This is a genomic window from Campylobacter sp. JMF_14 EL1 (assembly GCF_027737585.1).
Lineage (GTDB): Bacteria > Campylobacterota > Campylobacteria > Campylobacterales > Campylobacteraceae > Campylobacter_B.
The window spans coordinates 92,849-105,291 of the sequence record NZ_JAOVTW010000002.1 but is presented as its reverse complement, the minus strand read 5'-3'; the positions used below and the strand labels follow the sequence as shown (position 1 = coordinate 105,291).

Here is a 12,443-nt window from a genome sequence, read left to right as displayed (position 1 = left end):
TCAAATTTTCTCTTTATAAGGTTTTGCTAGCATTAAAATTATCAGCACAGCGCACGCGCACGCCACGAAAAGCCCCACTCCAACGCCTTGCGCACCACTAAAAAATCTGCCAAATTGATAAATCATAAGCGCGACCGCGTAAGAAAACAGCGTCTGATACACAAGCGCAAACGCCGTCCAGCGCGCACTTCTCATCTCTTTTGCGATTGTCGCCATTGCCGCTATACAAGGCGCGCAAAGCAGGTTAAAAGCCAAAAACGCATATCCACTAAGCGTGTCAAGCCCCGAAAAATCGAGTATCCCAAAGACCGCCACGACCTCTTCTTTGGCTACTAAGCCCATAAGCGTAGCGATTGCGGATTTTGCGTCGCCAAAGCCCAGTGGCGCAAATAGTGGCGCCACAAACGCACCGATTTTGCCGATAAAGCTATCGTTTAAATCAAGCTCTATGTCAAAGACAAAGCCCCCCTCGGCGAAGCCAAACCTCGATCCGCACCAAATCAGCACCGATGAGATGAAAATTATCGTTCCAGCGTTTTTGATAAACGAGCTAACGCGCTCTTTGACGCTTCTGTAAATATTTTTGAGCGTTGGCATGTGATATGGCGGCAGCTCCAAGACAAAAGGCGCAGGTTTGCCCGCAAACATCGGCGTTTTTTTAAGCATTAGCCCAGAAATCACAATCGCGCAAATCCCCAGAAAATACGCACTAGGCGCCACCCACCACACTCCGCCAAAAAGCGCAGCGGAAATGAGCGCAATCATTGGCATTTTCGCCGAACACGGCATAAATGTCGTCGTCATAATGCCCATTTTGCGGTCTTTTTCGCTCTCGATTGTGCGCGTGGCTAGCACGCCGGGCACGCCACAGCCCGTGCCGATTAGCATAGGGATAAAGGACTTGCCGCTAAGCCCAAATTTACGAAATGCGCGGTCTAAGACAAAAGCCACGCGCGTCATATACCCGCACGCCTCCAAAAACGCTAAAAAGATAAAAAGCACCGCCATTTGTGGCACGAAGCCAAGCACCGCTCCCACGCCACTAATAACGCCGTCTATGATGAGGCTTTTTAGCCACTGCGCGCAGTTTATGCGCTCCAAAAACTCGTCCATTACCACAGGCAGACCGCGCAGATACAGTCCATACTCGCTAGGATTTGGCAAAATTTCGGCCTCTAAATTCGCACTAGCTAGTGAAATTTGCTCTTTTAAATTTTCGTTTGAAATTTGCGAAATTTCACCGCTTAGTGCATCAAAATTTTCGCTAAATGCACCAAAATCGCCTTCATTGCAAGCGGTTTTTAAATTTTCTGAGGCTGCGCTAAATTCAGGATTTATCATATCTAGCGCGCCCACAAATTCGCTAGTGCAAATTTTGCTTTGCAAATGTGTGCCAAGAGCCTGCTCGTATTTCTCGCCACTTCCCACGAAAAATCCGTCGCCAAAAATCCCGTCATTTACGGTGTCCGTCATCAGCCCGCCCACGCCTGTAACCGAAGTATAATACACGATAAACATAATCACCGCAAAAATCGGCAAAGCTAGTATCCTATGCGTCAAAACCTTGTCGATATTTTCGCTAGCATTTGCCACAAAATCGGTGTTTTTGATAAAACACGCCTCTTTTACGCGCGCGATATAGTTGTATCGTTCGTTTGCGATAATCCCCACGCTATCGTCATCTAGCTCGGTTTCACAGGATTTTATTTTTTCCTCGATTAGGCCAAATTTGGCTTTTTCGATTTTTAGCTCTTTTAGCACGCTCTCATCGCGCTCAAAAATTTTAACCGCATACCACCTATCGCCCTTTTTGCCCTTTAAAACAGCATCTTCGATATGCGCTAGCGCGTGTTCGGCTGGGCCACAAAAATCGTGTTTTGGGTGCGGGGCAGGGTTTTTGCTAGCCTCGATTGCTAGCTCCACGCATAAATTCGTGCCGATATTTTTAAGCGCAGAAATCTCCACACACGGCGCGCCAAGGGTTTTGCTAAGAAGTTTTAAATCGATTTTATCGCCTCTTTTGCGCAAAATATCGGTCATATTCACAGCGATCACCATTGGAATTTCAAGCTCCAAAAGTTGCGTGCTAAGGTATAAATTTCGCTCTAAATTCGTGCCGTCGATGATATTTAAAATCACATCTGGATTTTCGTGCAAAAGGTAGTTGCGCGCCACAATCTCTTCTGGCGTGTATGGCGAGAGCGAGTAAATGCCCGGCAAATCGGTGATTATGATATTTTCTTTGCCGATTAAACAGCCCTCTTTTTTCTCGACCGTTACGCCCGGCCAATTGCCGACAAAGGCATTTGAGCCAGTTAGGGCGTTAAAAAATGTCGTTTTGCCACAATTTGGATTTCCTACAAGTGCGATTTTTATCATTTTTACTCTTTAAATTTGCAAAATTTATAAATTTTCGACCTCTATCAATGACGCGTCAGCCTTGCGTAGCGAGAGCTCGTATCCTCTCACGCCTAGCTCCAAAGGATCGCCTAAGGGGGCTGCTTTTTTTAGCTTTATCTCAATGCCTTTTGTAATCCCCATATCCATAATACGGCGCCTAAGTGCGCCGTCTCCGTGGATTTTGACCACCTTGACACTTGCGCCGATTTTTACCTCGTTTAGCCTTTGCATAAATTCTCCATAAATTTCATTATTTAAAGAAATTTTTGATTTTGCTTAAAATTCCCTCGTCATTTTCGCCAAAACTAGCTTGCAATTCGCGCAAAAGCTCGGTTTGTTTGTCGTTTAGTTTCTTTGGAGTTTGGACGCTGATTTGCACGATCAAATCGCCTTTTTGCTTCGTTCTGATATTTGGCGCGCCCTCGCCATGGATCACAAATCTATCCTTATCCTTGCTTCCGACTTTTAATTTTAGCTCAGTTTTGCCATCAAGCGTCGGCACTTCGATACTCTCACCCAAAATCGCTTGGGTGAAAAAGACAGGCACTTCGATATACAAATCATCGCCGTCGCGCTCGAAATGGCTATCTGAGCGCACTCTTACTAGCACATACACATCGCCGACCTCGCCTGTTTTAGAGACATTTCCTTTGCCCCCTAGGCGGATTCTTTGCCCATCATCAATGCCAGCTGGTATGTCAAATTTGACGCTGATTTCCTCCTCGATATATGCCTTGCCACCGCAATCTTTGCATTTTTCTTTTATACTTTCGCCACTTCCACCACACGCGCTACAAGTCTGAATAAAGCTCATATATCCGCGCCTTGCCATGATTCGCCCAGAACCACCGCATGTTTGGCAGGTGTGTTTTTTCTTGTCTTTTGAGCCGGTTGCGTCGCAGGTAGGGCATGGTTTTTTGATTTTGTATTTTACATCTTTATGCACACCGCGTAGAGCTTCTTTAAATTCCAAAGTAACGGCTAATTCTGTATCTATGCCGTAAGGATCGACGCTTCGTTTAGCCCTGCTACCGCCTCCGCCAAAGGCTTGCTCGAAAAAGTCGCTAAACATCGAACCAAACCCAAAAGCATCTCCTGCGCTACCGCCTCCGCCAAATCCGCCAGATAAGCCCTCTTTGCCGTATCTATCATACATTTTGCGTTTTTCTTCATCGCCTAGGACTTGGTAAGCTTCGTTTATTTTCTTAAACTGCTCTTCGCTCTCTTTGTTGCCTTGGTTGCGGTCTGGGTGGTGCTGCAAGGCTAGTTTGCGAAATGCCTTTTTTATCGTTTCAGCGTCCGCATCGCGCGCCACGCCTAAAATATCATAATAATCTTCTTCCATTATCTCTCCTAAACTAAAAAGGCTCAATTTTATCTAAATTTGCTAAAATGCAAGTTAAGATTTAACTATTTTACAATATAATGCAAAATTTCAAAATTTTTATAAAGGATGCGTCATGGTAAATGTGCTTATGATCGAAGACGATAGCGAATTTGCTACTTTGCTAAGTGAATATTTGGCTAAATTTAATATCAATGTTACAAATTTCGAAGACCCATATATCGGACTAAGTGCCGGAATCAAAAACTATGATTTGCTAATTTTGGATTTAACTCTTCCTGGCATGGACGGACTGGAAGTGTGCAAAGAAATCCGCGAAAAATACGATATTCCAATCATCATTAGCTCGGCCAGATCTGATGTCAGCGACAAGGTCGTGGGTCTGCAAATCGGAGCAGATGATTATCTGCCTAAACCTTACGATCCAAAGGAAATGCACGCACGCATTATGAGCCTAATTCGCCGTTACAAAAAAACAATCGAAAAAGAAGAAACCGTCGCTGATAGCGTATTTCGCATAGATGAAAAACGCCATGAAATCTACTTTGGCGAAGAGGCACTCGTGCTAACTCCGGCTGAATATGAAATTTTAGAATATCTCATCAAACAACACAGCTTTTCTGTTTCTCGCGAGCAGTTAGTCTATCACTGCAAGAGCCTAAAAGACAAAGACTCAAAGAGCCTTGATGTCATCATCGGTCGCCTTCGCACCAAAATCGGAGACAACTCAAAATCACCAAAACATATTTTTTCAGTTCGCGGAATCGGATATAAGCTCATCGGATGAAGCACTCTTTAATCACGAAAATTACGATATTTTTCGTAACTGCGATAATTTTGGTTTGCGTGCTGTTTATCACATTTGGGCGAATTCAAATGAACAAAGCCCTAGGTAGCATGCAAGCAAACCAAATCAACGCCGTAAATTACCTACTAGAATCCTACAAACGAAACAACCCGCCACAAGATATCGAAAGCTATTTTTCAAATTTTGGCTTGGAGCTTGTCAAGGATAAAAATTTAGTCCAAAATGTCCTGATTTCAGGCAAAAAATACTTCGCGCAAGAAACTGCCATAGGCGAGATTAGCTCGATCGAGTATAACAACACTCTGTTTTTAAATATCAAAAACAACTCAATGGTCGTGGTTTTTGAGAGCATTGGCACCAAAAATTTAAACGATCCGCTCTGGGTGGGATTTTTGATTACTATTGTGGTTTTGTTTTCGCTGTATTTGTCGATTTTACGCAGTTTCGCGCCACTAAAAAAGCTTAGTAAAAACATAAAACAATTTTCCTTAGGAAATTTAGAAATAGATTTAAAACAAATTCGCAGAGAGGACGAAATCGGTCAAGTAGCGCATGAATTTAACAACGCGATTATTAAAATTCAAGAGCTTATCCGCTCTCGACAGCTGTTTTTACGCACTATAATGCACGAGCTAAAAACCCCGATTGGCAAGGGCAGACTAATCACTGAAATGCTCGATGACGAGACGCAAAAGACGCGCCTTGTGGCTGTTTTTGAAAGGCTTGAAATTTTGATTAATGAATTTGCAAAAATCGAGCAACTACTATCGAAAAGCTACACGCTAAATTACCAAAAATACCATTTTAGCCTGATTTTAGAGCAGGTTCGCGATATGTCAATGCTAGATAAATGGGATAGCTTAGTTGCCGAAAATATCGAAGATGACGCCATTATCAATGTCGATTTTGGGCTTTTTGCCTTGGCGATTAAAAATTTAATCGACAATGGCCTAAAATATTCCAGCGATCACCATGTCAGCGTGATTTGCGACGAGAATAAAATCAGCGTAGCCAACCACGGAGCCGCGCTTGAAAAATCCTTCGAGCACTACAAACAAGCCTTTATTCGCAACAAAAACGAAAAGGCCACCGGCATGGGGCTTGGGCTGTATATCATAGATAAAATTTGCGATCTTCACAAATTTAGCTTTACTTATAATTATTCAGATAATACACATTATTTTTCTATAATTTTCAACAATCCAGGCAGTAAAAAATGAGTGCAAATGATAAATTTGAAGAGCTAGTTGCTAGCTTCGAAAAGCTCCCGGGCGTGGGCAAAAAGTCGGCTTTGCGTTTTGCGTATTATGTCAGCGTGCAAAACTCAACTTTGGGGCTAAATTTAGCTCACAATATCGAAGAAGCTGTGCGGGGGCTGAAAAAATGCGAAATTTGCGGTGCGATTTGCGAGGACGAGATCTGCGAATACTGCGCCGATGACGAGCGAGAGAGCGAGAAAATCGCCATTGTAGAGAGCCCGAAAGATATTTTTATCTTTGAGAGTAATAAAATTTTTAATGGCAAATATTTTGTCTTAGAAGACGCTAGCGAAGAAATCATCGACAAACTTCGCGCCATGATAATCCAAAATGGCGCAAATGAGCTGATTTTTGCGCTAACGCCTAGTATAAATTCAGACGGGATTATGCTCTATGTCGAGGATAAACTCTCTGATTTAAATTTGCGTTTTAGCAAGCTTGCCCAAGGCGTGCCAACTGGCGTAAGTTTGGATAATATAGATATGCTTTCGCTTATGAAGGCAATCAACGGGCGCACGAATATATAATTTTAAAAGGAAAAATAGTGAAAAAGGTTCATTTCATAGGCATTGGCGGTATCGGAATCAGCGCGCTGGCTAGATTTTTGCAGGAGCGAAACTACACGATTTCAGGCTCTGATATTTCAGAAAGTCCCACTACGATAAAACTACGCGAAAGCGGTATGAATATCAACACCCCGCACAGCGCCTCGGCGATAAAAGATCAAGAGGTCGTGGTGTATTCAGCCGCTATCAAAGAGGATAATGTCGAGCTAGTCGAGGCCAAAAGGCGCGGTATCAAATGCCTATCACGCAAAGAAGCCTTGCCTTATGTGCTAAAAGACAAGCATGTATTTGCCGTGGCTGGGGCGCATGGCAAAAGCACCACGAGCGCGATTGCCTCATCGCTGATAAATGGCTCGGTTATCATCGGCGCGATTAGCAAGCAGTTTGGCTCAAATATGAAATACGAAAACAGCGAAAATATCATTTTCGAAGCCGATGAGAGCGATAGTAGCTTTCTTAACTCCAACCCCTATGTCGCCGTGGTAACCAACGCCGAGCCAGAACACATGGATCATTACGACAATGATTTAGACAAATTTCACGCCGCATATCGCGGATTTTTAGAAAGGGCTAAAATTCGCGTTATCAACGCCGAGGACGAATTTTTAGGCTCGTTAAATTTAAGCGCGATCAAACTCTACCCTTCGCGAGATATCACGGATTTAAAAATGGTTTTGCGCGATAATCAACCATATCTTAGCTTCAATCTCAAAGAGCTTGGCAGATTCGAGGTTTTTGGGATTGGCGAGCATATCGCGATCGACGCATCGCTAGCGATTTTAGCCGCTGCGTGCGAGACGGGGCTAGAAAACATACGCCAAAATTTATTAAACTACAAAGGCATTAAAAAGCGTTTTGACATACTCTGCGCTAATCCAAATTTCGTCCTAATCGACGATTATGGTCATCACCCCACAGAGATCGCCGCTACGCTAAAAAGCGCGAAAGAATACGCCGCCTTGCTAGGCATTAGCAAGATTACGGCAATTTTCCAGCCACATAGATACAGCAGGTTAAAGGCAAATTTAGCCGGGTTTAAAAAGTGCTTTGGTGAGGGTGTGGATTTGGTGATTTTGCCTGTGTATGCAGCCGGCGAGAACCCAAACGGCGTGGATTTAAAAGAGGAGTTTAAAGGCCTTAATCCGCTTTTTGCCGAGAGAGTATTTAGAAACGGCGAAAAGATCGAATTCAGCGATATTTTTGGCGTGCGCCATATCATCAATGACGGCCTAGTAATCGGCTTTGGCGCAGGTGATATCACATATCAGTTGCGTGGCGAATTTTAAGGAAAAGTTGTGCGATTTTTGATTTTTATTTTTGCTTTTTTATTCATAGTGGCGATTTTTTTCGTGGATAATAAAATTTTAAATGCAAAATTTAAAATTTTGCTTACTGCGATTATTTTATGCGTGGGAGGTAGCGCATATTTTTACGAAAATTTTAGCGCAAATTTTGCTAAAAATTCCCAGCAAATCGTAAATGCCTTTAACGCTGGCAAAAGTATCAAATGCCGTGGCGAGAGCGTGGAGAGCGCGCATTTTACCTACTCGTTTTCGCTAAATTCCTTCATCGCCAAAAAAGACGCCCCACACCCATACAACGGCAAAATTTACGAGATTAAAGAGTGCGAATTATGAACATAGACGAGCTGTTTAAAAAACTCGATTTAAGCGAGTATTTGGCGAAATTTAACTCATATTTGGCGCGCGAAAAACCGCTATTTTTGCACGGCGATAGCAAGATAAATTTCGAAAAAATAAACGAACTAGCCAAATTTGACATAAATCCTTGCGAAACTATCGCTAACCTCGATGACGCGCTAATGCGCCTTGGCAAACACGCCGTGCTTCACATAAGCGAAATTTACGAATTTAGCAAGATTATCCGATATTTTTTGTATCTAAAAAGGCAAAATTTCGAAGGAAAACTGCGCGCGTATCTCGATAAAATCGAAATTCCAGATAGCATAAAAGCCATAAAAGACTATTTTGACGAAAACGGCGCCTTCAAAGACAGCGTCGATGAGCGTTTCATCGCGCTAAATGAGGCATACAAAATCAAGCGCGAAGAGATTAATCAAACCCTAAAAAAGCTAATCTACACAAAATCCATTTCGCCCTACCTAGCCGACACGCAGATTCACTATATCAACGACAGCGAGACGCTTTTGGTGCGAGGCGGATTTAACCACGCGCTAAAAGGCGCAGTTTTGGGGCGCTCAGCAAACGGATATTTTTATGTCGCACCTGATGCTGTAACCGCGCTCAAATCGGCTCAAAGTGCGATTTTGGATAAAAAAGAAGAAATCATTTTCGAGCATTGTAAAATAATTAGTTCAAATTTCACCAAAAATTTACCGTTTTTGAAATTTATAAACTCATCTTTCGATGAGATTGACGGACTTATCGCAAGAGCGCAGATGATGAGGGCAAATGACTACGAAATCGTGCTAGCTGATAGCTCAAAAGATATAGTAATTAGCGAATTTGCACACCCTGCGCTAAAAAATCCTAAAAAAATCAGCGTGGAATTTATGGGCAAAATTTTGCTGATTACTGGCGTAAATGCCGGCGGAAAATCAATGCTTTTAAAAAGCATAATGAGTGCGTGCCTGCTAGGCAAATACCTGCTTCCTATGCGAATTTGCGCCCCAAAAAGCAAGATTGGCTCGTTTAAGGAATTTGAGCTAATCATGGAAGATCCGCAAAATGCCAAAAACGATATCTCCACATTTGCTGGGCGTATGGTCGCATTTAGCAAGCTTTTTGGGCGCAAGGATATGATTGTAGGCGTCGATGAAATCGAGCTTGGAACTGATTTCGAAGAGGCTGCGAGCCTGTATAGCGCGATGATAGAGCGTCTCATGCAAAACGATATCAAAATGGTCATCACCACCCACCACAAACGCCTCGCAATGCTTTTGGCAAAAGACGCCAATGTCGAGCTAATCGCCGCGCTGTATGATGAGAAAAACAGCGTCCCAAAATACGAATTTTTAAAGGGAATTATCGGCAAATCATACGCTTTTGAGACGGCACTACGATATGGCATAGCGCAAAATTTAGTCGCAGCCGCACGCCAAAATTACGGCGAAAATAAAGAGAATTTAAACGAAGCAATCTCAAAAGCGATAAATTTAGAGCTAGAATTAAAGCAAAAACTAATCACCACCGAGCAAAAAGAGCGCAAACTAGACGCCCTAACCGCCACACTAAAAGAGCAAAAAGAAAACGCGCAAAACGAGCTAGCTGCCACGATTTCTAGGCTAGAAAACGAGTATTACCACGCTATAAACGAGGCCAAACGCACGGTTAGGCTAAATGATACCAAAGAAAAGCAACGCAGTATAAACCACGCAAACGAGCTAGTTAAGGCGATTTCTAAACCGGAATTTAGTGCCAGCGAGCCTGTGGATTTCAAGGTCGGCGATCGCGTAAAATACGGCAAAATCAAGGGCGAAATCGTAAGCCTAAATAAAACTATGGCAATGATTGAAAGCGACGGAATAAGGCTTCGTGTGCCACGCGATATGCTAAAACTAAGCGGAAATCAGCCAGCCCCAGCGCCAAATAAAATCAGCATAAAGGTCGAAAAACCGCGCGAAGCCTCGCTCGTGCTAGATTTGCACGGACTGCGCGCCGATGAGGCGATAACGCGCCTTGATAAATTCATCAGCCAAAGCCTTGTAATGGGCTTTGACGAGGTTATCGTAAAGCATGGAATCGGCACTGGCAAACTAGCCTACGCCGTAAAAGAGTTTCTCAAATCACACCCAAGCGTGAAAGATTTCCGCGACGGAGCCCCGAACGAAGGGGGTTTTGGAAGCAAGGTCGTCAAACTCTAAAATTTGCGTGAAATTTCAAAATTTAGTGTGAAATTTTTGCTTTTATGATATTTGGTATCAGTTAAATTTAATCTACAATCCACTATAATAATATCAAATATCAAAATATAAAAGGTTAGCGATGAAAAATTTCACACCAAATAACGAAATTTTCGGCTTTGCTGGAAACAAAGATTTCGTGCCAGATATTTTTAAAGAATTTTGCAAAGAGCAAGTTTGCCAAATTTTTTTGACGCTGTATAACGCAAATCTTGGTAGCGCTTATCAAATCCCGCATAAATTTAGCCGTAATTGCACCAAAATTCGCCAAATTTTTGATAAATTTATCAAATTTTCACTCGCCAAAAACAGCCTAAATTTCAAAAAAACAACCAAATTTTGCCTTACTTCAAATTTAATCATTTACTCATTTTTACAGGGCAAAAAGGCTCCACTTTGCGCGAGCTTGCCAAAACTCAAAGTCGCCAAAATCATCGCCCTGCTTCAAAACAACGGCGAATTTGGCATTAATTTCGATGCTTCAAGCGGATTTAAAAATTTCGTGTTTGACAAAATTTCATACAAAAACAAAAACTGCCAAATCTCGCTAAATGGCGAGGTTATCGTCATACAAAAGGGCGAATTTCGCCTTGGAATTTTGCCCTTTTTTAGGCAGGTTGGCGACGCAAACGGCGCAGGTATTCAAAGCGACATCGCCCTTGCAATCTCGCAAAATTCGCACCTAAATCTAGACACGCTATATCTAGTCTATCCTAGAAGTGAGCATTTTCGCCGTCATATCGAGGTCAAATCCCACTCTTTCGCGCCGGATTTCACTCTCAAACTCGTCCCTTACAGCATAAATAATAAAATTTTTTTGAAAGGATAAAACATGGTAGGAATTATTTTTGGTAGCTCTATGGGCAACACAGAGGACGCCGCAAAGGCGATTTCAGCGCAACTTGGCATAGAAAATGAGGTCGTAAATGTCGCCGATATCGCCCCTAGCGAGCTTGGCAAATACAGCTCGCTCATCGTAGGAAGCTCGACTTGGAACGACGGCGAGTTGCAGGACGATTGGGCGAGCTTCGATTTTAGCGCTCTTGAAGTTACAGGCAAAACTGTGGCGATCTTTGGCATGGGCGATAGTGCTAGCTACTCGGACGCCTACTGCAACGCAATGGCGGAATTATACGAACAATTCACATCAAAAGGCGCAAAAATCGTAGGCGCGGTGAGCACTGAGGGGTATGAGTTTGACGCTAGCAACGCCGTAAAAGATGGCAAATTCGTAGGACTTGCATTAGATAACGACAACCAAAGCGATTTGACGGATTCTAGAATTAGCGCGTGGGTGGAGCAAATAAAGCCAAATTTGGCGTAAATTTATCTAGTTTGGGGGATACTGTGCCGCGAAATTTTAAAATTTTGTGCGCCTTTTTAAGATACTGCGCCGCGAAATTTAGTGGCGCAATTTTAACCAAAGTGGCGAAATCTCGCCACTTCTAAACCTAAATTTTAAAATTTATTTTGTGTAAAATCCCAAAATTTCGCAAATGTAAATTCTATGAAAATCCTTGTTAGAGTACCACATTTCAGGCTCTTGCGAGCTTATGAAATCCTCTTCTTTAAAATACGAAGTATAGAGTTTTTTGCATTTTAGTATCAAATTTGCCTCTTTAAAACCGATTAAATCCCGCTCTAACAAAACCGAATTTAGCCCGCAATTTGCGGCCTTGTCCTCGTCTTTTCCACTGATTTTGCCACAATATGCCAGAGCCTTTTTATGTCCAGGCTCAAAAAACGAAAGGCTCATAAGCTCGCCTTTTTCGCTAAATTTGAAGGTGTGGCGTTGCGGGCGGATGTAGATGTGCGCTACTGGCTTTTCCCAAAGATAGCCAAATCCACCCCATGAGGCGGTCATTGTGTTGTAGTGTGGGTATTTTTCGCTAGTGCCGCTGCTAACTAGCATCCACTCTTTTCCTACGCTTGAAAACGGCTTTAAAACGCTATCTAAGGCTTTTATATCTGGCTCGTTAAATTTAAAACTCATAAAATTTCCTTTTTTTAAAATTCGCCGAATTTTACCTGTTTTTTGTTTAAATTTGCAAATTTCACGCAGTATTATCATTGCAAGGAGCAAAGCAACGAAGTCAATCTACGAGTTTAAAATTTCAAAGGGTAAATTTACAGAAATAAAAAAGGGATTTGGCAAATTCGCCAAATCCCTGTGTGAAGTATC

12 protein-coding genes are annotated in these 12,443 nt (G+C 42.6%); 8 read left to right on the top strand and 4 right to left on the bottom strand.

Translation table 11 applies throughout. The features are described 5' to 3' along the window. The 3 genes from feoB to dnaJ are packed head-to-tail and all read right to left on the bottom strand — an operon-like array spanning position 1 to position 3,745. Positions 1-2,379, bottom strand: a complete 2,379-nt coding sequence (gene feoB, locus OFN73_RS04015) for a ferrous iron transporter B (protein ID WP_270862337.1) — start codon at positions 2,377-2,379, stop codon at positions 1-3. Positions 2,380-2,403: 24 nt separating this feature from the next. Continuing rightward, the gene (locus OFN73_RS04010) at positions 2,404-2,631 is read right to left on the bottom strand and encodes a FeoA family protein (protein WP_270859198.1); all 228 of its coding nucleotides are present in this window, start codon (positions 2,629-2,631) and stop codon (positions 2,404-2,406) included. Between the two features lie 19 nt (positions 2,632-2,650). Further along, positions 2,651-3,745 (bottom strand): molecular chaperone DnaJ, encoded by a 1,095-nt coding sequence (dnaJ, locus tag OFN73_RS04005; protein WP_270862336.1) that lies wholly within the window; start codon positions 3,743-3,745, stop codon positions 2,651-2,653. Positions 3,746-3,860: 115 nt separating this feature from the next. On the opposite strand from dnaJ, the gene OFN73_RS04000 reads away from it, so the two are divergent. The 8 genes from OFN73_RS04000 (at position 3,861) to fldA (ending at position 11,585) form a co-directional block, all read left to right on the top strand. Then, a complete protein-coding gene (locus OFN73_RS04000; protein ID WP_270859200.1) occupies positions 3,861-4,532 on the top strand; it encodes a response regulator transcription factor in 672 nt (223 codons plus the stop codon). Beyond that, positions 4,529-5,773: an ArsS family sensor histidine kinase gene (locus OFN73_RS03995; RefSeq protein ID WP_270862335.1), complete on the top strand. Its 1,245-nt coding sequence runs from the start codon at positions 4,529-4,531 to the stop codon at positions 5,771-5,773. Before OFN73_RS04000 ends, OFN73_RS03995 begins: the two co-directional genes overlap by 4 nt. Then, positions 5,770-6,339, top strand: a complete 570-nt coding sequence (recR, locus tag OFN73_RS03990) for a recombination mediator RecR (protein WP_270862334.1) — start codon at positions 5,770-5,772, stop codon at positions 6,337-6,339. The genes OFN73_RS03995 and recR overlap by 4 nt, the downstream gene beginning before the upstream one ends. Positions 6,340-6,356: 17 nt before the next feature. After that, the gene (murC, locus tag OFN73_RS03985) at positions 6,357-7,664 is read left to right on the top strand and encodes a UDP-N-acetylmuramate--L-alanine ligase (protein WP_270862333.1); all 1,308 of its coding nucleotides are present in this window, start codon (positions 6,357-6,359) and stop codon (positions 7,662-7,664) included. 9 nt (positions 7,665-7,673) lie between these two features. Beyond that, the gene (locus OFN73_RS03980) at positions 7,674-8,015 is read left to right on the top strand and encodes a hypothetical protein (RefSeq protein ID WP_270862332.1); all 342 of its coding nucleotides are present in this window, start codon (positions 7,674-7,676) and stop codon (positions 8,013-8,015) included. Beyond that, positions 8,012-10,222, top strand: coding sequence for an endonuclease MutS2 (locus tag OFN73_RS03975; protein WP_270862331.1), 2,211 nt, complete (start codon positions 8,012-8,014; stop codon positions 10,220-10,222). The genes OFN73_RS03980 and OFN73_RS03975 overlap by 4 nt, the downstream gene beginning before the upstream one ends. Positions 10,223-10,343: 121 nt before the next feature. Further along, positions 10,344-11,090 carry a hypothetical protein gene (locus OFN73_RS03970; RefSeq protein ID WP_270862330.1) on the top strand — a complete coding sequence of 249 codons (747 nt, stop codon included), beginning with the start codon at positions 10,344-10,346 and terminating at the stop codon, positions 11,088-11,090. 3 nt (positions 11,091-11,093) lie between these two features. Next, entirely contained in the window at positions 11,094-11,585 is a 492-nt protein-coding gene (gene fldA / locus OFN73_RS03965) for a flavodoxin FldA (protein WP_270862329.1), read from the top strand. A 141-nt stretch (positions 11,586-11,726) separates the two neighbouring features. On the opposite strand, the gene OFN73_RS03960 is transcribed toward fldA, so the two are convergent. Continuing rightward, a complete protein-coding gene (locus OFN73_RS03960; RefSeq protein ID WP_270862328.1) occupies positions 11,727-12,254 on the bottom strand; it encodes a hypothetical protein in 528 nt (175 codons plus the stop codon). Between the last annotated feature and the right edge of the window lie 189 nt (positions 12,255-12,443).